19 protein-coding genes are annotated in these 24,077 nt (G+C 63.9%); 11 read left to right on the top strand and 8 right to left on the bottom strand.

The window, feature by feature from the left end:
- The first annotated feature begins 223 nt into the window (after nucleotides 1–223).
- From BLP76_RS02845 to BLP76_RS02835, 3 genes are all read left to right on the top strand, one after another.
- Nucleotides 224–523, top strand: coding sequence for a type II toxin-antitoxin system RelE/ParE family toxin (locus tag BLP76_RS02845; RefSeq protein WP_092809357.1), 300 nt, complete (start codon nucleotides 224–226; stop codon nucleotides 521–523).
- Entirely contained in the window at nucleotides 520–864 is a 345-nt protein-coding gene (locus BLP76_RS02840; protein ID WP_092809356.1) for an addiction module antidote protein, read from the top strand. Before BLP76_RS02845 ends, BLP76_RS02840 begins: the two co-directional genes overlap by 4 nt.
- Before the next feature lie 278 nt (nucleotides 865–1,142).
- Complete coding sequence (locus BLP76_RS02835) at nucleotides 1,143–2,390, top strand: MFS transporter (RefSeq protein WP_092809355.1); 1,248 nt, start codon at nucleotides 1,143–1,145, stop codon at nucleotides 2,388–2,390.
- A 124-nt stretch (nucleotides 2,391–2,514) separates the two neighbouring features.
- On the opposite strand, the gene BLP76_RS02830 is transcribed toward BLP76_RS02835, so the two are convergent.
- Nucleotides 2,515–4,677 (bottom strand): SEL1-like repeat protein, encoded by a 2,163-nt coding sequence (locus BLP76_RS02830; protein WP_092809354.1) that lies wholly within the window; start codon nucleotides 4,675–4,677, stop codon nucleotides 2,515–2,517.
- Nucleotides 4,678–4,901: 224 nt separating this feature from the next.
- Between BLP76_RS02830 and BLP76_RS02825 the strand changes: the two genes are divergently transcribed.
- The 4 genes from BLP76_RS02825 to BLP76_RS02805 all read left to right on the top strand — a co-directional run bounded on the left by BLP76_RS02825 (nucleotide 4,902) and on the right by BLP76_RS02805 (nucleotide 9,194).
- Nucleotides 4,902–5,501: a superoxide dismutase gene (locus tag BLP76_RS02825; protein ID WP_092809353.1), complete on the top strand. Its 600-nt coding sequence runs from the start codon at nucleotides 4,902–4,904 to the stop codon at nucleotides 5,499–5,501.
- Nucleotides 5,502–5,896: 395 nt separating this feature from the next.
- Nucleotides 5,897–6,937 carry a tetratricopeptide repeat protein gene (locus BLP76_RS02820; RefSeq protein WP_092809352.1) on the top strand — a complete coding sequence of 347 codons (1,041 nt, stop codon included), beginning with the start codon at nucleotides 5,897–5,899 and terminating at the stop codon, nucleotides 6,935–6,937.
- A 139-nt stretch (nucleotides 6,938–7,076) separates the two neighbouring features.
- Entirely contained in the window at nucleotides 7,077–7,559 is a 483-nt protein-coding gene (locus BLP76_RS02815) for a tetratricopeptide repeat protein (protein ID WP_092809351.1), read from the top strand.
- A gap of 723 nt (nucleotides 7,560–8,282) precedes the next feature.
- A complete protein-coding gene (locus BLP76_RS02805) occupies nucleotides 8,283–9,194 on the top strand; it encodes a hypothetical protein (RefSeq protein ID WP_139163667.1) in 912 nt (303 codons plus the stop codon).
- 283 nt (nucleotides 9,195–9,477) lie between these two features.
- Here the strand turns inward: BLP76_RS02805 and BLP76_RS18895 are convergent, their stop codons facing one another.
- Nucleotides 9,478–12,576, bottom strand: a complete 3,099-nt coding sequence (locus BLP76_RS18895; RefSeq protein ID WP_244514392.1) for a transporter substrate-binding domain-containing protein — start codon at nucleotides 12,574–12,576, stop codon at nucleotides 9,478–9,480.
- Between the two features lie 551 nt (nucleotides 12,577–13,127).
- Here BLP76_RS18895 and BLP76_RS02795 point away from each other — a divergent pair.
- Nucleotides 13,128–14,561 carry a DUF2252 domain-containing protein gene (locus tag BLP76_RS02795; protein WP_092809348.1) on the top strand — a complete coding sequence of 478 codons (1,434 nt, stop codon included), beginning with the start codon at nucleotides 13,128–13,130 and terminating at the stop codon, nucleotides 14,559–14,561.
- A gap of 35 nt (nucleotides 14,562–14,596) precedes the next feature.
- Here BLP76_RS02795 and BLP76_RS02790 read toward each other — a convergent pair whose 3' ends face one another.
- The 4 genes from BLP76_RS02790 to BLP76_RS18705 all read right to left on the bottom strand — a co-directional run bounded on the left by BLP76_RS02790 (nucleotide 14,597) and on the right by BLP76_RS18705 (nucleotide 19,611).
- Nucleotides 14,597–15,355, bottom strand: coding sequence for a site-2 protease family protein (locus BLP76_RS02790; protein WP_092809347.1), 759 nt, complete (start codon nucleotides 15,353–15,355; stop codon nucleotides 14,597–14,599).
- 172 nt (nucleotides 15,356–15,527) lie between these two features.
- Entirely contained in the window at nucleotides 15,528–16,724 is a 1,197-nt protein-coding gene (locus BLP76_RS02785; RefSeq protein WP_092809346.1) for a hypothetical protein, read from the bottom strand.
- A 118-nt stretch (nucleotides 16,725–16,842) separates the two neighbouring features.
- Nucleotides 16,843–18,885 (bottom strand): hypothetical protein, encoded by a 2,043-nt coding sequence (locus BLP76_RS02780; RefSeq protein WP_139163666.1) that lies wholly within the window; start codon nucleotides 18,883–18,885, stop codon nucleotides 16,843–16,845.
- 303 nt (nucleotides 18,886–19,188) lie between these two features.
- Entirely contained in the window at nucleotides 19,189–19,611 is a 423-nt protein-coding gene (locus BLP76_RS18705) for a hypothetical protein (protein ID WP_170130405.1), read from the bottom strand.
- 130 nt (nucleotides 19,612–19,741) lie between these two features.
- On the opposite strand from BLP76_RS18705, the gene BLP76_RS02770 reads away from it, so the two are divergent.
- Both BLP76_RS02770 and BLP76_RS02765 read left to right on the top strand, forming a co-directional pair.
- Entirely contained in the window at nucleotides 19,742–20,221 is a 480-nt protein-coding gene (locus BLP76_RS02770) for a c-type cytochrome (protein WP_092809343.1), read from the top strand.
- Nucleotides 20,222–20,228: 7 nt separating this feature from the next.
- Complete coding sequence (locus tag BLP76_RS02765) at nucleotides 20,229–21,194, top strand: cytochrome c (RefSeq protein ID WP_244514391.1); 966 nt, start codon at nucleotides 20,229–20,231, stop codon at nucleotides 21,192–21,194.
- Nucleotides 21,195–21,720: 526 nt separating this feature from the next.
- Here BLP76_RS02765 and BLP76_RS02760 read toward each other — a convergent pair.
- Both BLP76_RS02760 and BLP76_RS02755 read right to left on the bottom strand, forming a co-directional pair.
- Nucleotides 21,721–22,071, bottom strand: a complete 351-nt coding sequence (locus BLP76_RS02760; RefSeq protein WP_092809342.1) for a hypothetical protein — start codon at nucleotides 22,069–22,071, stop codon at nucleotides 21,721–21,723.
- A 101-nt stretch (nucleotides 22,072–22,172) separates the two neighbouring features.
- Nucleotides 22,173–23,027, bottom strand: coding sequence for a branched-chain amino acid aminotransferase (locus tag BLP76_RS02755; RefSeq protein WP_092809341.1), 855 nt, complete (start codon nucleotides 23,025–23,027; stop codon nucleotides 22,173–22,175).
- A 296-nt stretch (nucleotides 23,028–23,323) separates the two neighbouring features.
- Between BLP76_RS02755 and BLP76_RS02750 the strand changes: the two genes are divergently transcribed.
- Nucleotides 23,324–23,983: a haloacid dehalogenase type II gene (locus BLP76_RS02750; protein WP_092809340.1), complete on the top strand. Its 660-nt coding sequence runs from the start codon at nucleotides 23,324–23,326 to the stop codon at nucleotides 23,981–23,983.
- The last annotated feature ends 94 nt before the right edge of the window (nucleotides 23,984–24,077 follow it).

Below are 24,077 nucleotides of genomic sequence, written 5' to 3'. Positions count from 1 at the left end.
GAAGGCGCAACGGCCGAGCTTCGGGCTACAGTCCCGTGACGGGCTGGCCTTGGAGCATTCGCAGAATGGAAAGAAGCGCTCGGGTCATGATGCCCTCAGGCTAGGCCTTCCGCCCCCAAAGTCAAGCGAGCGGGCCGACGCCCGGAGACGCCCCGGCAGACCGACCACGCCGCGCCTGATAACTTCAGTTGGCAATTTCTGTCCCGCGCACTACACTTGCCAGATGAAGCTGCTCCGCACGCCCGTTTTCATGGACTGGCTCGCGCGCCTCAAAGACGACAGAGCCGCGGCGCGCATCACCGTCAGAGTGGAACGGCTGGCTCAGGGCAATCCCGGCGATGTGAAGCCCGTCGGCGGAGGCGTCTCAGAGCTCCGGATCAATTACGGCCCCGGTTACCGCGTCTACTTCATCGAGCGTGGGTCCGTCGTGATCCTGCTTCTGTGCGGAGGCGACAAAAGCAGCCAGGCCAGCGATATCAAGAAAGCGAAGGCCTTGGCTCACAAGTGGAAAGATCAGATATGACCGAGGAAACACTGCGCCCGTTCGATCCTGCTGACGTTCTGACGAACGAGATCCGGATCGCGGAATACCTCGAAGCCGCGATGGAGGAAGCCGACGACGATCCGGCCTTCATCGCGCATGCCCTCGGCGTCGTCGCGCGCGCCCGCAATATGAGCCAGCTCGCCCGCGACACCGGCATCAGCCGCGAAGGCCTGAACAAGGCTCTCTCGGGGGAAGGCAACCCGACGCTCGACACCATCATGAAGGTCGCCAAAGCGCTCGGCCTGCGGCTCAGCTTTCAGCCCCGCAATGCGCCGGCCGAAAAGGCGCCACGGGAGCTGACGACGGCAGATGAGGAATAAATTCCGCCTGCCGCAGTTCGCCTATAAAGGCGCGCATCGCCTATAAAAGACCACGCCTCGACCAGCCACGCGGGAGGCGGCCGCGCAACCTGGCGTCCATAGGTGCAAGAGAAGTCTCATGCGTTTCAGGGCGCGCGCGCCGGCCCAGTAAGGTCGTCCGGTCCGGCACGCAAGGCCTCGCAGCCTCCAAAACCTTGCCGCAGCGGCGTCTCCCCCTAGCTCCGCTGTATCTCCCGCGGACGTCCGTTCGCCCGCCTCCGCCAGAGCACGATCCCGCCATGCCCTCTTCGTCCCAGCCGCCGGCCGCGACCCCCGCCGGTGCCGCCGCCCCTTCCGCCGCATCTGCAGAACCCACCCTGCCGCTTTTTGCCCTGATGGCGGCGGTTCTCGTCGTCTTCGCGACCGCCAATGCGCCGGTGCCGATCTATCCGATCTGGCAGCACGCGATGGGTTTCGCTCCGGGCACGATCGGCGTCATCTTCGTCTTCTACAATCTCGGCGTCTTACTCGCGCTGTTGTGCTGCGGCCGGCTTTCCGACCTCTATGGCCCGCGCCTCGTGCTTCTGCCGGCGCTCGTGCTTGCGGTTGCGGCCGCGCTTCTTTTCGCCTTCGCGCCCAATGTCGCCGTCTTGTGCGTCGCGCGCTTTTTGATCGGGCTTGCCTCCGGCGGCTGCGTCAGTGCCGGCACGGCGGCCATACTCCTTGCCGGGCGCCGGCGCGGCATCGGCCATATCTCGCTTTACGCCACTTTGTCGGTCGTTCTCGGCTTCGGCCTCGGCCCCCTGACGGCCGGCGCGCTTGCAAGCTTCGCCCCCGCACCGAGCCGGCTCGTCTTCGTCCTCCTCGCCGGCCTGCTCGCGGCGCTCCTTCTCGTCCTCGCCCGCAATCTGCCGCCGCTCCGGCGACCGTCTCAGAGCGCCCGCATCTGGCAAATGCCGCGCCTGCCGGCGGAGAACCGGCCCATCCTTGTGACGGCGATCGTCATCTTTGCCGGGCCGTTCGCGCTCTCTGCGCTCTTCATCTCGCTTGCGCCCTCCATGCTCGCCGATCTTCTCCATAACGCCAGCCCGATCGTAGCCGGCGCCGCCGCCTTTCTGGTCTTTGCCTCAGGCGGTTTGGGCGGCGTCTTTGCGCGCAAACTGACGGTGTGGCGCTCCGCCTGGCTCAGCCTGGCGCTGGCGCTTTCAAGCCTCGCGCTCGTGCTCTTGAGCGAACTTTCCGTGTCGCTGCCGCTCTTCGCACTCGCCGCGGCGGCGGCCGGCATCGCCCAGAGCGTCGGGCAATATACCGGCGTCCAGCTCGTCAATCGGCACACGCCGGAAGAAATCCTCGGCTCCGTCAACGCCACCTTCTTCCTCGGCGGCTACGGCACGGCGGGGCTCGCCGTTCTGTCGATGGGCTTTGCGTCGAACGCCTTCGGCCTCTTTGCCGGCAGCCTCGTCTTCGGTGCGATCTGCCTCGTCATGTTCATCGCCGCCATCTTCGGCGTCGCCACGACACGGCTCATCCCCGCCGACGGGACCTGACACGGGCGATCGCCCGAGCGCTCGCATGCACAAAAAACCCCGGGGCACAAAAAACCCCGGGGCCCAAAAAAGACCCCGGGGCTCACAAGAAAATCCGAGGCGCCGAAGCGCCCCGGGATTCGTCTCAGCCGCGCAGCTCCTGGAAGCGGCGCAAGGCCGCCTGCGTGCCGCGCCCCAGAATGCCGTCGATCGGGCCGTTATAAAGCCCCTTGTCCTGCAGCCGCTCCTGCACGGCGCGCCGGAAGGCGGCAGGCTGGCCGCGGGCATTGTCGTCGATCAGGAGCCGTTCGGCCCTGTCTTCGCCCTGCGCCAAGGCTTCCAGCATCAGATTGGCGGCGCGCAGCGGGTCCGCCTCAACGCCATTGCCGCCTTCCATGTACATGAAGCCGAGATTGGCGAGTGCCACGGCGTTGCCCTGGTCGGCCGCCTTTTGCAGCCACGAAACCGCCTTCTCGTCGTCCTGCGGCAGGCCGTTGCCGTCGCGGTAGAGAACGCCGAGATTGTTCTGCGCCGAGCCCTCGCCGGCGAGCGCCGCCTTGCGGTACCAGCGCGCCGCCTGGACCATGTCTTTCTCCACGCCCTCGCCGCGCTCATAGGCCAGGCCGAGCTCGTTCTGCGCCGAGGCGTTGCCGGCATCCGCCGCCCGCCGCAGCCAGGTGAGCGCGAGCTTCGGATCTTTGTCCACGCCGCGGCCTTCGCGGTAGAGGTCGGCGAGCTCGCTTTGCGAATCCGTGTCGCCCGCTTCCGCCGCACGCGACAGCCACAGGGCGCCCGTCACCGGATCCTGTGCCACGCCGCGGCCATAGAGATAGGCAAGGCCCAGATTGTGCTGCGCCGTGCGATTGCCCTTCTCCGCCGCCTGCCGGTAATAGGTCGCCGCCTGGATGTCGTCCTGCTCGACGACGCGGCCGGTCTCGTAGAGCCAGCCCATCTCGTTGAGCGCGAAGGCATCGCCCTGTTCGGCGGCGAGGCGGTACCATTTCGCGGCCTCATCCCAATTCTCCTCGACGCCCTCGCCGTTCCGATATTTCGTGCCGAGATAGCGCTGCGCCAGCGCATCGCCCGCCTCCGCCGCACGGCGGTACCAGCCGATCGCCTCTTCATCTTCCTCCGGCACGCCCTCGCCGAAATCGTACATCGTACCGATCAGCGTCCAGGCATGGGCATAATCGGCATCGGCCGCCTTGCGGTAATGCGCCATCGCCTCTTCGTCGCGCCCGGCCTTGTCGAGCGCATAGCCGAGCTGAAACTCAAGCCGCGGCTCGTCGGGATTAGCCGCGATCGCCGCCTCGCAGGCCTCGATCGCACGGGGCGCATCGAGGATCGCAAACGGCACGCCCGGCACATCGGCCGGCCTTTCGGGATCTTCCGGAGAGGCCGCCAGCGTATCGCAGGCAAGCGCCAGGAAGGGCGCCTGCTTTTCCGCGGCGGAAGCAGCCCCTTTGCGGGTTTCGTCCCGAAGCTTTTTCTCCATCTCGGAGATGCGGCTTTCGGCTTCGCGCGAGACGCGCTCCACCTCCTCTGCCGCCGCCTCGCGCCGGTCGATCTCCTTGCGCGCCACGTCGCTCAGGCTGCACTCGGGAAAATCCGTCACATAGGCTTCAAGCGCATCCGCGCCGTTCTCGCCGATCGCCTTGGCAAAGGCCTCTTCCGCCCCGGCACAGGCCGCATCGGTGCTCGCGCCCTCAGCCTCAGCCGGCACCGCCTCGTCGGCCGGTGCGGCCCCCTCTTCCGTCGAAAGACCGTCTTCCGTCGAAAGACCGTCTTCTGCCGGGCTTTCGGCCGTCGCAGGCGCGCCGCCGGCTTCGGAGGCCTCTTCCGCCTTCATCTCGGCTGGCGCGTGCTCCGCACTGCCTGAGGCCTCGCTCTCCGAGGCTTCGCTTTCCGGCGCTTCGTCCTCCGGCGCGTCGCTTTTCGCACCGTCGGTGACGCCCTTTTGCGTCTCTGCGGGTGCCGCCGCGCCACCCTTGTCGTTGGGCCCATCGGCGGGCTCATCGGCGGCCTCTTGGGCGGCCTCCTCGCCGGCCGCACCATTGTCCGTGTCGGCAGCCTTATCCGGCGCCGTTTCGCCGCCCGTGGCCTCGCTCTCCTCCGCCGGAGTGACGGAGATCTCAGCCTGCGCCAGGCGCAGAAGGGGCGTCTTCGCCCCTGTCGGGGGGGCGCCCAGACGTTCGCCGGCGACGCTCGCCGCCTCGCTCAAAATTCCTGTAAACTCAGATGCTTGGGTCGTTCCAGCAAAACACACGGAAGCGAGAAGTGCTCCCAGGACGTGGAATTTCTGCGCCATATCCGATTCGATTCCCTCGGCCGCTCGATGGTCGCCGGGACGTTAGCGATGCGGCCAAGCCGGGACAAGCGGTCCAGCAGGCGACCGCGGCCCGTATCAGACGCCTTCCCTTGCGGCAAGCCGTTGTCAAAGGGGCCATCGCCCTTATGTAGCCTGGAACCGGCCCCGGGCCGGTCGTGTTGACTAAGCACCCGACTGCAATCTCAAGACAAGGAGATGGATCGATGGCATTCACCCTGCCTGACCTGCCCTATTCCTACGACGCACTCGCCCCTTACATGTCGGCCGAGACGCTCGAATTTCATCACGATAAGCACCACAACGCTTATTGCACGACGATGAACGACCTCATCAAAGGCACCGAATACGAGAACATGGACCTTGAGGAGATCGTCAAGAAGAGCCACACCGACAACCCGAAGCTCTTCAACCAGGCCGGTCAGTTCTACAACCACCTCCATTTCTGGAAGTGGATGAAGTCGGGCGGCGGCGGCACGTCGCTGCCGGGCGGCCTCGCCTCGCAGATCCAGTCCGATCTCGGCTCCTACGACGAGTTCCGTTCCAAGTTCATCGATGCCGGCAAGGGCCAGTTCGGCTCCGGCTGGGCGTGGCTCGCGATGAAGGACGGCAAGCTCTCCGTCATGAACACGCCGAACGGCGAGAACCCGCTCGTCCACGGCGCCACGCCGCTTCTCGGCGTCGACGTGTGGGAGCATTCCTATTACATCGACTACCGCAACGCGCGGCCGAAATACCTCGAGGCCTGGTTCGACAACCTCGTCAACTGGGACTACGTCACCGAGCTCTACGAAGCCGCGAAATAAGCTTTTCGGCTGAAGAGGCCGCCGGCTGACGCAGCCGTCGGCTCATTGAATTTCAAGCTCCTTGCGGGAGCTCTGCCCCGGCCCCTGTGGCCGGGGCTTTTTTGTGGGGAGCGAAGGTGAGGCGGCAGCTGCGCATCCATGATGCTCAAGCTGGAAACTGGCCGTCGCGCCTTTCACGAACGGCTTGTCCGCATCGTTTAATCCCCGTTGGCGCTCTCTCGTTCGTCGAACAAACCCGGAGCGGGAAATTTGCTCCGCCTGTCTCGATCGTTCAAATTACTCGCGCCGCTGGATCGCGAGTTTGGATCGCGCCGCTGGATCGTGAGGTTGGATCGCGCCGCTGGATCGTGAGGTTGGATCGTGAGGTCTCGTGGGTTGGACAGAGGAAGCACCGTATGATCGGACATGACCGGAGCGGAGCGAACGTCGTGCCGCCGGCGGCAACGGCGCAGAGCGTCCAGCGTTTCCTCGCCAGGGGGATCCGTTTCGTCCTTCTTCTGTCCGCTCTTCTCTTTGCAACTTTACCCGGAACGCACGCCATGACCGCTGGGGCCAATGTCGAATTCGAGCAGGTATCGCCTCACAACGATGAGGTTTTCGTGGAACGCGTTGCCGACATGCGTCGGCACCTTGACGATCCTGATGCACGCTTCAGCGCCTCCGAGGCCATGCAGGCGCTGCGCGTTTTACGCAGCTATGCGGGCGAGCGCGAAGACCTGCTTGGGCAGCGCCGGGAAATCCTGTCCATGATGGGGCGTATCGTGAATAGAGCGCCGCTGATGGAATTCGAGGACGGGCTCAAGCCGCTCGCCGAATTGATGGCGATCGGGATCGGCGAAGACCGTCCGCCGCAGCGTCGCTTGTACGACCATTTCACCTACGCGGAACTCGCCAGCGGTTATGCGACGCTGCCTGGCAACAAGGCATGGCATTCTTTGGCCGCCGATCAATATGGCGCAGCCGCTTTGATCGCCGACACGCTCGCAACCTTTTCGGAGGACCAGAGTGCGGGCCTCAGGCAAGACCAGGCTTATGAATTGCACGAGGCGGGACGCTACGAGGAGGCATTGGCCATCAATCGCTCCGTGCTGGCGATCGGTGAGCGGCTTCATGGGCCGACGGCGTCCGTTCTCGCATCCGTTCTGACCAACATCGCCCAGAACCTCCATGCGCTCGAACGACGCGAGGACATCGAACCCTATCTCATCCGTGTCCAGGAGATCGGAGAAAACGACAAAGACCTCGATCGCGTCCAGGACATGCTGTTCCAGCGCGGAGTGCTCGCCTACGAACGTGGAAACCCCGAGAAAGCGCGCGCCCTGATGCTGGAGCGCATCGCACGTCTTGAGGAGGCAGAGGATCAGGAACATCTTGCCGAGGCGCGGATCGATTACGAAGAACTGGAGCGCCGCATTCGCGTCGGTGATCGACCGTAGCGGCGACGGGAGATGGGACGAAGTTCCACCGAAGACCGAACGACACACGCAGGTGATGAGCAAAACCCCGCTTTTGGGGTAGGCTGCTGATCGAGCCGACACCATCGGCGCAACCGCCAATCGAGCGCTGAAAAACGTCATGGATGACCCCGCCACACCCCCGCCTCAGATCGAGTTCGTGCAAGCGGCCCCCGCAGCCGAGCTCGATGAGGCCCTGCATCAACGGATTGTCGAGCTCTCCCGGCGCGGCGACGAATTCGCCGAGGCCGGCCGCTTCGCCTCCGCTCTCACCGCATACGACGAAGCGGTCGCCCTTCTGCCCGAACCCAAGAGCGAATGGTCGGCATGGACCTGGCTGCAGGCGGCGCGCGGAGACGCCTTCTTCTACGAAGGTGACTGGCAGGCGTGCCAAGACGCGTTTCGCAAGGCCGTTGCCGGCCCCGACGGGCTCGGCAATCCTTTCATCCATCTCCGCCTGGGCCAATGCGCGCTCGAGCTCGGAGACGAGGACCGAGCCAAAGACGACCTGATGCGCGCCTATATGGGCGGCGGTTCTGAGATCTTCGAAGACGACGACCCCAAATATCTCGCATTTCTGAGGCGCTTTGCCGACATCGACTGAGCCGGACCGGCGCGAGCGCCCGATACGCTCGCTCGGCTCATCGCCAGGGGTATCGCCTTGCTTGCCGCCACAGGACGAGCGCATGCGGCAGCCGGCATGTTAGATCGGCAAGCTTTGGCAGGCCCCTGACGGCCGAGACTGTCGCCGGCCCGGCAAGGTTCGACCGATAGTCCGGCGCCCGGCTGAAAGCTCGGCACCCGGCCGGGCGATGAACGAGACGGCTCTTTCACGCGAAGCCGCGCAAGCGATCTCGTCCGCGCCCGCATTCCCTTCCGCGAAATCGCGGCGCACTCCGGGACCGGAGCGTTCGGCGACCGCCGCTCGCCCCTCGCCCGCTCCCTCGACGACAGCAACGCGCGGCCGAAATCATTCGAGGTCTGGTTCGACAACCTCAAGCTCTCGACAGCTTCCGTGCTCCGTGCGGGAGCTCAGCCTCAGTCCACGTACCTGGGGCTTTTTTCGTAAGGAACAAACGGTCCAGAAAGATGCGCGTCTACGCTATTGCCAAGTGTGGAGATCGAACTGGCCGCGCGCCACGAAAAAATATAGCACTCCACCCTAACGCAACAGCAAAAATCACAAATAAATACGCTTTATCTAAGAAGCGACACGGTATTACAAACAGGCTCAATAACGTATGGTGACGGCGACCAATATACGCGAAAGCGCCTCCAGGGAAATCATGCTGACCTTCCTGCTCCCGATACCTTCCATCATATCGCGATGAACAACTGCGTCGACTTTGGATGGTATCCCGAACCTCTCGACGAAGGTGTTGGACCTATCACCCTGGCCACCCTTCCGGACATCGAGACGGCCGTCTCCAGCGTGCGTGATGACCCCGGCGTAGACGGTGACTGGATTTATGCACCGCTGGCGCGCACTCACGTCATGGGCCACGGCGTGGTTGAGCGCCCATTCCCTAGCCGGGTATTCGGGATGCCAAAGACGCATCGACTTTGTCACGTAGCTGCACACGACCGAGAACATCTTGAATTTCTGGTCTGGGGACTGAGCTTTTTCGTCGGCATGCGACTGACTACGACCGACGCGGGATTTCTGGACGCCACAACGGTCAGGCCTCGTAAACTCGTGGACTTTGTGCTCAACCAACAAGAAACGATCCAAGCGCTCGGGCTAGCCGAATCCTTCTGGCAGACTAACAGGCGGGAGCCCTTGCACGCACGTCGTTGGATCGCAGCCTTGCATGCCCTCTACATCGCTCAAGCACCTCAGGCGCTACAGTTCGAGCAGTTTCTCTACCTTTACGGCGCGCTCGACACCTGCTTCAAACTGGCTACAGATTTGCATTCACCTCAGACACGCAGGTTGCCTCACCATAGTCGGACTCGGTGGCTCTGTGACCACTTCCAAATCCCGCTGCCTACTTGGGCGGATGACTCGACCGGCGCCCCACAGATCGCCAAAATCCGCAATACAACGATCCACGAGAGTCTGTTTGTGGACGCGCCACTTGGGTTCGCAGTGCATGGTCGCGGCACCAACCAGAACTTACCGCTGGAAATGAAGGCTCTGGTGTGCCGGCTGCTGGTCGCACTGCTCGGCGCGCCAGATTCAGACTATGTCCGATCCCGTCTAGATACCCGCCAAATGCACCGTTGGACGCCATCATGAATTCACTTGAAGAGGCGCTTGTCAGGTATCAGGTAGAGTAAGGAAAGCCTCTTATAGAGAACCAACGCATAAAGACAGCTGGCGCCAAGTGTCGGGTGGTTGTCGTCGAGCGTCATCGCGATGTCGGGACGTTGCCGTCGCACCGCGTTCCAGAGATCGTCCAGTCGGATTAGGTGGGCCCACGAAATCCGGGCAAGCCGTTGATGGCCAAAATTGATCTGGCGCTGATCGTAATCCCGGTCCGTTTCACTGAAGGCATAGGCCTCCGTCGGGCCTCTGCCCCCTACCCCGCTTCCTCCATCTCCCCGCGCCCTTCCGCCTTCACGTCGGCGCTCTTCTCCGCCCGTGTCTCCCCAACCACCCGGTTGCGGCCGCGGGCTTTCGCCTCATAAAGCCGCGCATCGGCTTCGCGCACGAAATCGCTGAGCTTCGCCTCCGGCGCGGGGATCGCGGCATAGCCGCCGAGGCTCACCGTCAGGCGCCAGGTCTCCTCGCCGGCGGTAAACGGCGCCTCTTCCACGCGCCGGCGCAGCACCTCCAGACGCTCGAAGAAATCCTCGCTCCCGCCGCCGAGCGTAAAAATGATGAATTCCTCGCCGCCATAACGGCCCAGAATGTCGCCGTCCTCGCCGAAAACCTCGCGCGCCAGCCGCGCGATATGGCGCAGGCATTGGTCGCCGAAGAGGTGACCATGCCCATCGTTGACGCTCTTGAAATGGTCGACATCGATCATCGCCACCGAAAACAGCCAGCGATTCCTCTGGCACAGCCCGAATTCGTCGGCGGCGCGGGCGTCGAAATGGCGGCGGTTGTAAAGGCCGGTCAAGGCGTCAGTGATCGACACGTCCTGAAGCTTCTGGTTGGCGCGTTCGAGCGCGGCGTTGAGGCGCCGCAGCTTGCGGTTCCAGTAGATGACGAGAACGAGGGTGATGAGCGCCACCCCGCCGAGAAGGAGAAGGCGGCTGTAATCCACCCTCTCGTCGATGCGCACCAGCATCTGCCGGCTCAGCATCGTCTGCACCTCCTGCTCGTCGAGGCCGGCGACGAGTTTTGCAAAAATCGCCGCCAGCATCGGCTCGTCGGAGCGGGTGGCGATCGAGGCGCGCCAATCCTCAAAAATGCGGCCGGCGACCTTCACGTCGTAAAGCCGTTTGGAAGCCAAGAGATAGCCGAGGCTCGGCAGCGTGCCGAGAGCGGCATCGAGCTCGCCGCGGCGCACGCCGGTCAAAGCCTCCGCCTCGCTCTTCACCTCCACCAGGTTCACGTTCGGATAGCGCTCCTGCAGGACGCGCAGCGGGCTTTCGCCGGGGGCGATGCCGACGCGCTTGCCGGCCAGGTCGTTCATCGTGCTGACGATCGGCTCGTTGAGCGAGCTTGCCACGGCCATCGGCAAAACGAGATAGGGCAGCGTGAACGTCCAGAGGTCGTCGGCCGCCGTGCTGTCGGTGACGAAGGGGAGCACGTCGCATTCGTAATCTTCGGCCATCTTCAGGCCGCCGCCCCAGATCGGCACCGGCACCACCTGCCAGGAAAAGCCGCCCTGGCGCGCCAGCCTCTCCATCACGTCGGAGGCGACGCCGGTGAAATCGCCGGCCTTGTCGACGGAGGTATAAGGCGGCGTCAGAGGATCGACACAGACCTTCAGGACGCCCTTCCGATCGAGATAGGCGCGCTCTTCGCTCGTCAGAAGCGGGCGCTGGCGCTCCATTCCGGCAACGGTCGGGCCGAGCCAGCGGGTTTCGAGCTCGTTCCAGCGTGTCGCCGACATGGCGCTCATCGCCCGGTCGATGATGCTGCGGGCATAGGGATAGCTCGGAGATACGCCGAAGCGCAGATCCTCGCGCTGCACACCCTGCATCAGGAATTCGCCGCCGATCTCGATGTTGATGAGCCCCAGGCGCCGGATGATGGCGCGGCCGTTCGACAGCGCCATGATCGCCGCATCCACCTCGCCGCGGGCCAGCGCCTGCAGGATCTCTTCCTGCGTCGCATAGGTGCGCACATCCTCAACGCGCGCCTTTAGCGCGTCGGCATAATAGATCTCTTCGGCGATGCCGACGCTGCGGCCATCGAGCGATTCAAGACCGCGATAGGGGCCGAAGCCGGAGCGCACGAAGACGGCGTTCGGGATGCGGTGATATTCGCGCGTGAAGAGCGTGTAGTCTTCGCGCTCGGCCGTGCGCGACATGTTGCTCATGATGTCGATGTCGCCGTCGCGAAACGCCTGCAGAATGTTCGCCCCGCTGTCGTAGACGGGGATCATGGCAAGCCCGGTGGCGGCAGAGATCTCATGCATCAGATCGACCGCAAAGCCCTGTCCCCTGCCGTCGCGCAGAAAACTCAAGGGCTCGTAATCGCTGATGAAGCCGACCTTCAAAGGCGGCGCATTGGCGACGAATTGCTGCTCCTCCGGCAGGAGGCGCAGGGGCCCGGCGGAAAACACCCGGCCGCTGCGATAGCTGAGCCAGCGCTCGGTGATGGCGGCGAGCTCTTCCGTCGGCAGCGCGGCGACGGCCTTCGCCAGGATCGCGTGCAGCATCTCCCGGTCGCGGTCGCGCGCGGCCGCAACGACCACGTCGCCGTCGCCACGTTCTGAAGCACTCCACGCCGCGCCCCCGGTGGCGTCCCCTGTCGTATTTCCAGCGCTCCCCCCGACAGGCTCAGCTTCCGGCTTCAGCACGCCGAGGCGAAAATCTTCAAGCGACACGCCGGTGAGCGGCACCGGCCCGCCCGCTTCCACATTGGAAAAGCCGTTCTCGCGGGCGAAGAAATTGCCCGTCATCTCGGCTGCGATCACCGCATCGACCCAGCCGAAGGCAAGCGCCGCCATCAGGTCCCGGTAGGTGTCGTAGTCGACGGGCTCGATGCCCGCCTTGCGCAGGGCACCGCCGTAATAAATATCCTTGATGACGCCGATGCGCTTCTTCGCCAGCGCCTCCGCATCGATCGGTTGCGGGAGGGGGTGATCGACGTTCTGGAAGATCACCGTGCGGCGCTGGTGATAGGGGTCGGTGAAGGCGATGAAGGGCTGGCGCGCCTCGGTCAAGGAGATGTCGGCGACGACGTCGAGCCTGCCGGCGCGGAAATTGCCGTAAATCTCCGGCCAGGTGCCCATGCGCGGCACGAAGGTGAGACCGCTTTCCACCTCGATGCGGTCGAGCACATCGAGCGTCCAACCCATCATCGAGCCGTTGCGGAAAAACGAATAGGGCTCGTTGTCGGCGACGACACCCACGGTAACGGTCGGATGCTCGGCCACCCATTGCCGTTCGGCGTCGCTCAATTCGACGGCGCGGCCCGGCGCGCCCGAGGCGATGACGATGAGGGCCGCCACGATCAGTGCGAGGCTGCTTCGAACAATCCCCATAAGGCGAGGCGACATTCTCGGGTTCGGTCCCGTCAACATTCTCATCCCACTGCATCCGGCCCGCGAATGCCGACCTGCCGAATCCGGCGCTCGCGCCGGCTCTCAATCCCGCCCCCTCGATTGCGGTCCCGATGTCGCCGTCGGGTGCGGCATGCACCTCCGCCAGATGCATCCGCGGCGGGGGACCGAACCGCCATTTCTCCCCCGCCTTCGCTCCATCACGTCCTCGAACGCAGAACGCAATCCGTAGGCATCACCTAGTGACACGCCTGCGAACTTGGAAAGCATCCAAAGCCTGCTTGAGGCTGAAAACGCAAGGCAGAGGCTGCCGGCAGGCGGACATTCCCCGGCGGAACGGCACATTTCACAGAGATTGGTGCAGGAAGCCCACAGCCGGCGCCACGGCGCGGGCCTCGCGACAGCAGGTCCCCAGGGCAGGTTCAGGGGGCAGATTCACGGGGGCCCGAAGACGGCGTCAGGCGGAGCGGCAAGCGCACAGACCCGCCTTCTCGGAACGGCAACTCCTGGTTTGCGTTTTCAAGCTGACGCCAGAGGAAAGAGCGACCATGGCCGACGCGAAGAAAAAGCCGGCGAAAGATACGGCCGATACGGAAACCAAATCCGCCGACATCAAGCCCGCACGCAAAGCGAGCGGCCAGCGCGACGCCTTTCGCACTCTCTCCCAGCGCATCGCCGGGGGCGAACATATCGTGCCGCCCGTGCTCCTCACCGGTCAGGCGCGGCGCGAACATGTGCGCTCCACCTTGCGCGAGGACCACGCCCAGCGCATCGAGCAGCGCAACCACGGCGCGCGGGCAAAATTCGACGAGCTCGCCAATGACTTCTTCAAGTTCTTCCGCGGCACGGCGCTGCTCTTCTACCGCGATCTCGCGGGCCAGGATGCCAACATGCCCTCCGTCATGGCGCTCGGCGACGTGCATCCGGAAAATTTTGGCGTCATGCCGGATGAAAACGGTGCGCCGATCTTCGGCGTCAACGATTTCGACGAGACGATCTATGCGCCCTTCACCTTCGACATCAAACGCGGCGCCGTCGGCTTCTGGATCGCGGCGCGCGAGGAAGGCGGTCTCACCCGCAAGAAGCGGCGCAAGGTCGTCAAGAAATTCGTCAAAGGCTACCTCAAGGCGATGGAAGCCTATGCCGAGCACGCGACGGAGAAGAACGACGATTACCGCATGGACAATTCGCCGAAAGTCATCCGCCGTCTCTTCAAGGAAGCCTGGGAGGACCGCCAAGACTGGCTGCGGGACGATTATCTCAAGAGCTCCGGCCGCGGCTTCAAGGCGAGCGACGAGCTGCAGCCGATCTCCGGAGAGGTGAAGAAATTCCAGAAGGCGGTCGACGATCTGGCGAAATCGAACGGGATCGACGCGCCCGACCGCGCCGGCGAGCTCAAGGTCAAGGATGTGTGCGTGCGCCATGGCCAGGGCACGGCCTCGCTCGGCCTGCCGCGCTATTACGTCCTCATCGAGGGCCCGTCCAAGAACGCCACCGACGACATCATCATCGAGTTCAAGCGCGCCCGCCGCTCCGCCCTCGACGGGCTCGCCCCGCCCTCCGAATTCGATGCCGGCGCCAAGGCCGACCGCATCGCCCACGGCCAGGCGGTGCAGCTCGCCCATGGCGACATCTTTTACGGCGCCGTGGAGATCGACGGCGACAGCTTCATGAGCCGCGAGCGCGCCCCTTTTCGCGACGACATCGATCTCGACGAGTTAAGCTTCGGCACCTGGAAGGATTATGCTGAAGTCTGCGGCGCAGCACTTGCCAAGGCGCATGCGCTCTCAGACGATCTCGGTCAGATCGACTATGACGTCGAACCCTCGATCATCGCCGCGGCGACGCCGCGAAAACTCTTCATCGCCGATCTCGTGCGCTTCGCCGAAGAAGCCGCCGACCGCCTCCAGGCCGATCACCAGCATTTCCGAGAAGACCACGCGCTCGGCGCCTTCGACTGCATCGACATGGTTTATCGGTAAGGAGAGAGCGGCCATAAGGCCGCCGCGGCGGAAGCTCAGGCGCCGCCTTCCGCCGGCGCCATCCGCCAGGCGCGGCGGAACTCGCGAAAATTGTCGCCGAAGGACGGCGGCAGATAGAGCGGCACCATCGCAAGAACGCTCGCGATCAGCACCACGGTCGAGACGACGGCAAAGACGAGCCCGAGTGCTGAGACGATCAGGCGCGCAGTCCTTTCCGACACCCGTCGTGGCAACGCGGACCAGAGAATGACGCCGCCATCGGTTGGGACGGCCGGCGCGAGATTGGCGAGCCCGAAAGCCAGATTGAAGAGGCCGAGAAAGAACGCCGCCTCGTGCGCGAGCGTCGGGGACGCGGGCAGCGGCGTCGCAAAGCCCGGCAGATGCTGTACCGGCGCAGACGGGCTCAAGCCCCAGATCGCAAACGCGACGCCTGCGATGACAAGGTTCGCCGCCGGGCCGGCGAAGGCGATCGCGATGATACTTCTCCGCGACTTCGGCTCTTCGAGAAAAACGAAGGCCCCGTCGACCGACAGGACGATCCGATTACAGGCGAGCCCGAAGCCGCGCGCGGTGATCAGATGCGAGAGTTCGTGCGCCAGATCCGACAGAACGAGACCGACGAGAAGGATGATCGCGAGCGCGACGGGCTGATGCGCATGGTGATAGGCAACGAGCGCGCTGAAGACCACCGCCACGACCAAGGCGGAGGGATAGATCCACGCCTCGACGCCCGCGGGAAGCTTCAGCCGAAACGCGAACGGCCCCTCCGCCGCGTTTGCGCCTCCCGTGGTCATGATCGAATGCCCCTTCCCCTGGCCGTCGAGACACCGGCACGCGCCCGCATCCCCTGGCATCGCGAAACCCGCATCATAGGCGCCCGTGCATGATTGGCGAGAGGTCCGGGGAGACCGCGCATGTCCGTCGGCCTGCACGCGACCGAGACGCAGGGCGCCCCGAAATGACTGTTCAGCGCTCGATGGCGGGCGCGTCGCCTTCCCCCGTCTCCTCTCGTCGCTCGGGCTCCGACATGACGACCATCGTATGCACGACCGCGTTCGCCATGTCGGCCGCGGCCGCAACACTCTCGCTCCGATCGGCCGCCAGCATGTTGACGATGAAGGGCACGCCCCGCACGAGCGTATAGGCGTTCGCCAGGTTGATGGCCGAGCGACCGTCGCCGCCCGGATTTTTGTGGACGACGACCACCGCCTCGTCGGTGTGGCCGAGCCGGCGCGACCCCTCCCACTCCGCATCGTCATTCTCCCCGAGCGGCGCCATATCGGAAAAACGCGCCCTCATCGTCTTCAGGAATTCCTCGCGCGGCGTCTTGTCGTCGACGACGATTGTGCCGGCACCGTCGATCATCGCGACGATGGAGATGAGCCGGCGCGGCTTGACGTCGGCACCGGCCCGCGCCGCTTCAAGCTCATCGCAATCCGCTTCGAGCGCCACCAGGGTCGCGCCGCGCCCTTTCGGCGGCTCGAGGCGCTCGAGCAAGACCGCGTCGTAGGGTGAAATCGCAGCCTCGACCCGGCAGAAACCGGGCGGCACACGATAGCCAAAGCTGCGTCCTCCGACCTCCATCCTGCGCGCGGCCGACAGGCCTGCGCTGTCGGCGCCGGGGGTCGCGTCGGTGCCAGTGTTCGCATCGGTGGCCGTGTTCGCATCGGAGGCAGTGTTCGCATCCGCCCCTGCGTCGGCATCATCGCCGCCGCCGCCTTCGGCCACGAACACGAACGGCGCCCTGACGGTCTCGCCCGGCGGGATCTCCGGATAGGGCGCGCAGTTGCGAACGGCACGCACCGCGGAGAGCGCAAAAGCCTGGTCGGCCCCAGAGACGCCAGCGCCCCCCGAGGCGGCCCCAGATGCGGCACCTGCATCCGCCTCCTCGACGTGCGGCTCGCCGACGAGCCGTCCCTCTTCCCCAACCTCAAAGGAGACGACGGCGCGCGCGCCTGACGAGGCCAGCGGCGGGTTCCAGCAGGCGCGGATGCGCATCCCGACAGCCCGCACCGCCTCGACCAAGGCGGCGTCCGCCGAACGCTCCGCCCGCGCTCCGGCGGCCGCCCTCTCCGCCTGCTCACCCGCACCGGACTGCGCCGCCGCCGGAAGACACCCGGCCGAGGCGACGAATGCCGCAAGCGCAAAAACAACCCGTCTCATGAGCCCGCCCTTCCCAAAATGCCGAGGGAGAACCCGGAACGGCCGCGGTGGTTGCATCCGGCCCGGGCGGCACCTGAGCTGGCGCACTCACTCTGCGCTTCTTCACACTCCTCCCCACTTACTGAGGTGGGCTCATACCCGGGATACCCGTAGAAACAGGGACCCGGAGCAACAGAGCCTCTCCCGAACTAGTTGGGAACGGGATCAACTCCCACTCGATCCGATCGAGCTCGGAGGCCAAGGACGGCGGAGACACGGCAACTTCGGCAAAACGCCGCTCAAGATCTGCCTGATCGCGATAAACGGTCCGAATTTCCATCGAGGCACGGCGCCCGCGTTCGAAGAGTCCGCTCACTGAAATCTTAGGGGACCCCAGAAACGTCGACAACCAGTCGACATCAGTGACGGCGCAGCCATCTAATGTGAGGCCGGCCCCATAGGCGGTGTTAAGCACCACGAGAGGCACGAACCGCCAAGGACGATCTCGTTCGCCTTTCGGAACTGATAATGCACTAAGGATCGAGGTCGGATTGCCTCGGGCCCACTCGGCCTTGCGGTTTGCCTGAGAGACTGCTCCCTTGATCTTCCTTAAATGATTGTACCGATCGAGGGGGCTGAAAGGCACATTGAAACATTTCACTTCGCAGACGGCGATTGTGGAACCGAACTGCAACAGAAGATCGATCTGCTCCGCGCCATCGCCACGAGCAGATAATTGAGCGACGCGGAAGCCCCTAAGGCACTCGCTGGTTACACGCACGGCTTCTAGCCGTTCGCGCACGACCCTTTCGAACACCCTCCCGCGCTCAGTCTTCTTATAGCCTTTTCCCGAGTCGTCCGTCATGCCGGTGCGCATCATCCAACGCTCCATTGTCATGACGGGGTTCGGTGATCGAAGAGAAGCAAGTACGATCCGACCTCGGTCTTCGTTGGGTGACCGCACGATAGGTCGCCCCCACGTGTTCTGCTGAAACAAATCGTTTGCGTTCTTACTGTCCATCAAATTCGGATCGGTCGTAAAGATCTCCATCACGGCCTCTGCTGAAGACGGCGGGAGCCCTAGTGCGCTCGCGATCGCCTTGGTTGCACGCGACACAGAGAACCGTAGAGCGTAGGAATCAACATGTTTCCAAGTAAGCATCCCTCGGCTGGGCATACGAGCTTGGTGGACATTCGCGATCTCCTGAAGAACCCACCAAGCCTGCCAGAGATTAAGGTAAGTCAATCCAACATGCTGATACGCCGGAAGAACCTCATCGAGGAACGAACTTAGGTAGGTCGCCTTAATCGCGCCAAGCGTCGATGCCTGTTCGCTGCCGCCTCGGCGTGCTTTGCCGATGCGGTATTCCTGTTTGCGTCCCGATCGATCATCAATGCAGACAACATTATGGGTGAGAATAGGCTGACGAAGACGACGTTCGTCTTGCACTATAGCTTGCCCAAACCTAAGATGCTCCTCCTGCAGGATGACAGTCTCAAAACGACGCTGCCAGGCGAGCCAAAGCTTAGCCAACGCCTCATCATTTGCAGCAAAAACAAATCCATTGCCGTATTTTTTAAGTGTACAGCCATCCCATACAGCCCGGTCCCACAACTCCTTGAGTCCATGTTCTATCGAACCGTACCCCACGAGGACCCGCGCTCTGCAGAGTGCATTTTTTCGGCTATTCGGCGAAGGAGAACGATCGACGTCGCTTACGCGATACAGAATAGTTGCTATGCTATCAACTATTTTTGACATCATATCATCGGGGCTAATATATTGATTTCCAATATTATTTACCTTAATTTCTCCCGTATCTCCAATATATCTAATATTTAAATCTCTATTTATTTTTTTGCTTTTTTTCCTGGAAATGCCTATCACCGTGTTAGCCTGAATGTTTGCCGCAGCAACAACAAAATCTACTGCGTCCGCTATGGTCAGCTTGGGAAGGTTGCCTTCAATGTACGAACGAAGTTTTTTGAACTCAGACCCAAAATACAGAGCGGCGTGCAGAAGAGTAAAATCTCGTGCCGTGGGGTTTGAGGTCGCAGCCATGGCATCGATCCAATCTCTCGGATCATACGCGAGGGCATTCGGCCCTTTCAGATTCTTTCTTTTAAAGTCTTCGAATAACTCGCTATTTTCTATTTTTTGTAGAGAAAAATTATTTTTCATTTTAATTATTCCACTAGTTTTATCATCCGTTGTATAAATAATCGTGCGACTGCGGATAAAATTCTGTGGTCGATATTTATTTATTAATCCCCAGACAAACAGCAACAAGACAAAAGGAGGCAGGACGGATGTACTCAGGCGCCCGTGGGATCACCCCTACGACGTGATCACCATCTTCAACACCCCGTCGTGCTGGTTTCCGAAAAGCTCATAGACCGCATCAATCTTGTCGAAATTGACGCGGCAGTTAACAAGCGGCCGCGCATCCAGCTCACTGATGCCATCAGCGACCCACCTCGCCCCCTACCGCCCCAGCCTCTCACACCGCATCAGCCCCGGCGCTTCGGCCCAGGTCTGCACCGAGTTCACCCAGCGGCGGCAGGTGTATTCGTTCGGAAAGCAGGCGCGCAGGAAGACCGGGCGGCGCCAGTCGTTCATCGGGTCTTCCCTCGTGCCGGAAAACGTCCCGACCCAGCTCCAGCCGCCCGCCTCGCAGGCGCCGCCGCCTTCGGGTGCCGGCGGATGGCCGACCACGGCCGCCGCGGGCGTCGCCGTGAGCGCACCCGCCACCACGAGGGTCGCCAGGACCCCCGCCAAGACCGCCACCCCGGCCGTCGCCCCGACAGCGGCAGAGACCCCGGCCAAAACCCCGGCCTTCGCCGCCGCGCGTGGTTCACCTTGCGCCCCGCGCCCCTGCGCCGCCCCAAAGCTTCTCAATGCCGCCATCACGAAACCTCCCGATCGCTCGCGCGCCGTCACGCCTGCGTGAAGGGGCGCCGTCGCGGTCTCTGCCGCTGGCTGCCGCGAAACCGCCCCCTATAACTAGACCTGTCCAAGACAAACAGGAGGCAGCCTCATGCTTCGCAGCATCTCCCTCGCCATCGCCGGCGCCCTCACCGCGGCCTCTGTCGCGGGCTTCGCCGCCCATGCCCAAGATGCGGCATCCGGCACCGCCGGCACCGACGACCCCATCAAGACGCGCCAGACGATCATGGAATCCTTCGGGGCCTCCGCCAAGGTCGGCGGCGGCATGATCAAGGGCGAAATCCCCTACAATCCCGCGGTCGGCCAGCTCGTTCTCGCCACGCTCGATGCCGGCGCCCACACCTTTGGGCATTATTTCCCGGAAGGCTCCGACACCGGCGACACCGAAGCCTCGCCCAAAATCTGGCAGGATATGGAAGGCTTTCACGCCAAGATCGGCGATCTGCAAGAGGCGACCGCCGCGGCCGTGAAAGCGAAGCCGCAGGATCTCGACGCCTTCAAGGCGACGTTCGGCAAGGTCGCGAAGAACTGCAAATCCTGTCACGAAGATTATCGCGTCGAAAAGGACTGAGGCTTTCGTGGCGAAAAAGCTTCTGGCTGCGGCCGTCGTCCTGGCGGCCGCGGCATGTGCGGGCTTCTATGTCGTGACCATGCCGCAGCCGATTGCGGCCGCGGCGCTCCCCGCGCACGAGCCCGATGTCGCCAACGGCGAGCGCCTGTTCCTGGCGGGCAGCTGCGCCTCCTGCCATGCCGCGCCCAAAGCGGAAGGCGAGGCAAAGCTCGTGCTTTCCGGCGGGCTCGAGCTCGACACCGATTTCGGCCTCTTCCGCGTGCCGAACATTTCCTCAGACCCCGACGCCGGCATCGGCTCCTGGAGCGACATCGATTTCGTCAATGCGATGAAGCGCGGGCTCTCGCCGTCCGGCGCGCATCTTTATCCGGCCTTCCCCTACACCTCCTACGCCAAGATGCGCCTCGCCGATCTTCTCGATCTCAAGGCCTATCTCGACACGCTTCCGGCGAGCAGCAACCGGGTCGCGGGCCACGATCTCTCCTTCCCCTATTCGCTGCGCCGCGGCATCGGCCTGTGGAAGCGGCTTTATCTCTCCGAAGATCCGGTGATTGCCGTCGATGAAAACGACGCGGAGCTCATGCGCGGGCGCTATCTCGTCGAAGGCCCCGGCCATTGCGCCCAGTGCCACACGCCGCGCGACGCCTTTGGCGGGCTTGAGACGGACCGCTGGCTTTCCGGTGCGCCGAACCCGGAGGGCAAGGGCCGCATCCCCAACATCACGCCGTCCGATGATGGCATCGGCAGCTGGAGCCTTTCCGACCTCACTTATTATTTCGAAAGCGGCTTCACGCCCGATTTCGACAGCGTCGGCGGCCCCATGGTGCCGGTGCAGGAAAACCTCGCCAAACTCCCGCCCGAAGACCGCGCCGCCATCGCCGCCTATCTCAAAGCCGTCCCGCCCCTCGGCGACGCCAGCGACGGCGGGAACAGCGGAGGCGGGAACGGCGGCGCGGACAACACCGGAGGATAAAGCGGGGACCGGAAAGGCAGCCCCGAAAAGCTCAACCGCGCCCAGGCGAGACCTATCCCCGGATCATCCCCTTGACCGGCCAACCCCTTGACCGGGCGGCCCGACGAAACTCCGGCGTCAGCCGCACGGTCCCCCTCCCCCTTGTGGGGAGGGGCTAGGGGTGGGGGTCCCCCCAAAAAGTGGGAGTCTGCCCAAGTGTTGACTTCGGAGAACGGCCATCAGCGCCGTCACCCCCACCCGACGCTTGCGGCTTTCGCCGCCGCGTCGACCTCCCCACAAGGGGGAGGTGGTGGAGCGCACCGATCCGCCGGGCAGAACCATCCGCCGAAACGACGACATCTCGAACGCGAAGAGGGTCGGTCAAACCAGAAGAGGGTCGATCGCCCCCCGCAGAGGGCCGGCCCCTCCGCAAGCCCGCAGCGGCGCACCAAAAACTCCGGCGTCAGCGGCACGGTCCCCCTCCCCCTTGTGGGGAGGGGCTAGGGGTGGGGGTCTCCTTAAAACAAGTAGGCGGCCCCCAAAAACCTCAGCGCAGCGCGCGGGGCGGCACGCCCGGCTCGCATTGCATGTTGATCAGCCGGCCGCGGGAGAAGCTCAGCCCCTCGTTGACGAAGCGCTGGCATTCGATCTCGGTGCGGAAACAGCCCTCGGCATAGAAGCGGCGGCTGCCGCGTTCGCCGCCCGCCGGCCCCTGGCCCTGCGCGGCGACCCAGCCGAACCACAGGCTTTTCGGATCATAGCGCGCCGTCAGCGCCTTGCAGGTCCCCACCCCCTTGTCGAAACGCAGCCAGGTGGCATCGGCCGGCACCGTCCCGCCGACGACGAGAAGCCCGGCAAGGGCGGCCGCCGAAACGGCGGCAGGCAGAAAGCGGGACATACACAACTCCCTTGAAAATCACGGTCAGCTTTATCTGGGGCTTTGGCCGGCCGCTTCCAACACCGGTCGCAAACGACAGCCGCCAATAGCAGGGGGCAGGCTCAGGCGTGCGCCCAGTCCCAGTAGAGCGTGCGGGCGCGGTTGCCGATCGGGCCCGGCTGCAAATCGCGGTCCTCGATGCGGGTGACGGGCACGACCTTGGAATAATTGCCGCTCGAAAAGATCTCGTCCGCCGCCGTGAAATCGGCGATCGTCAGCGCCTGTTCGCGCACCTCCACGCCCGCCTGGCGCAGAAGATAGATGACGCGCTGGCGCGTGATGCCGTTCAAGAAGGTGCCGTTCGGCGCCGGCGTGAAGACGACGCCGTCCTTCGCCATGAAAATGTTCGAGGTGCCGGTTTCCGCGATATTGCCCAGCATGTCGCGCACCAGCGCATTGTCGAAGCCGCGCGACTTCGCCTCCAAAATCGCCCGCCCGTTGTTAGGGTAAAGGCAGCCCGCCTTGGCGTTCGTCGGCGCGCATTCGATCGTCGGCTTGCGATAGGGCGACAAGGTCAGCGAAAAGCCCTTCGGCTCCAGAACCGGCGTCTCGTGAATGCACAGGCAAAAGCGCGTGGAGGCCGCAAGCGGCGGCACCGACATGAAGCCGCCCTCCTCCGCCCAATACATCGGGCGGATATAGAGCGCCGTCTCGTCGTCGAATTTCTTGGCGCCCTCTTTGGCGAGCCCCACCATCGTCTCCACGTCGACCTTCGGCTCAAGACCGAGCGCCGCGGCCGACGCGTTGACGCGCGCGCAATGCAGTTCGAGGTCGGGCATCACGCCTTCAAAGCGCCGCGCCCCGTCGAAAACCATCGAGGCGAGCCACATGGCATGGCTGCGCGGGCCGATGAGCGGCACATTGCCCTCGTGCCAGTCGCCATCCACAAAGGTCCAGGTTTTCGACCATTCCGCCATGTCGTGCCTCTCGTCTGTCGCTTTTTGCGGCGAACGGCCCGCGCCTTCAAAACGTCTGTCCCGGCCCCGTCTGAACGAGGTTGCGCCACGTCCTGCGCGGCGCGGCCGGGGCGCGGCGAAGACGCCCGTCGCAGCCAATATGAACTCCTGGCGGTAGCCTGAATGCCGCCGTCTTGCTAGACCCTATCTCGTCACAAGCCGCCGACGGGCGGCATCTGCGGGCGGGCCCGGAATGCGGGCGCGCCGGCGATTTGGCGCCCGAAAGCCGACGGCGCGCGAGAGAAGGGGGAAGCCGCATGCAGCCATCGATCTTCGTCTTCGATGCCTATGGCACGCTCTTCGACGTGCATGCGGCCGTGCGCCGGCATGCCGAAGCCGTCGGGCCGGATTGGGAAAAACTCTCCCATCACTGGCGCGCCAAACAGCTCGAATATTCCTGGGTGCGCTCGTTGATGGGGCGCTATGTCGATTTCTGGACGCTGACGGAAACCGCGCTCGACCACGCCTTCCAGTCCTATCCTTCGCTCGATTCCTCCATGAAGCCGACGCTTCTTGCCGCCTATCGCAGCCTCGACTGCTATCCGGAGGTGCCGGAGACGTTGAGCCGGCTGCGCGCGGCCGGGTGCCAGCTCGCCATTCTCTCCAACGGCACACGCGACATGCTCGATGCGGCGATCGCGGCCGCCGGCCTCACCGGCCTCTTCGATGCCGTCCTCTCCGTCGACGACATCCGCCTCTACAAGACGGATGAGCGCGCCTACGAGCTCGCCACCACCTATTTCCGCGTCTATCCGGAAGCGATCTCGTTTCAATCCTCCAACCGCTGGGACATCGCCGGCGCCACCGCCTATGGCTTCCGCACCGTGTGGATCAACCGCGCCGGCCAGGCCGACGAATACCACGACCTCCCCGCCGCCGCCGTCCTGCCGGATCTGAAGGCCCTGCTCAGGGTGTGAGGCGCGCGGATGCGCCCTCACAGTTTTTCATAGCCTTGAGGCGGAGAGCTCGTTACGTCCCGACGGCTATGCGTTCATTGCAGTAATTGGCGCG

Source organism: Afifella marina DSM 2698 (assembly GCF_900102695.1).
Lineage (GTDB): Bacteria > Pseudomonadota > Alphaproteobacteria > Rhizobiales > Afifellaceae > Afifella > Afifella marina.
Note: the sequence above shows the minus strand (reverse complement) of the source record. Positions and strands in the feature narration are given on the sequence as shown.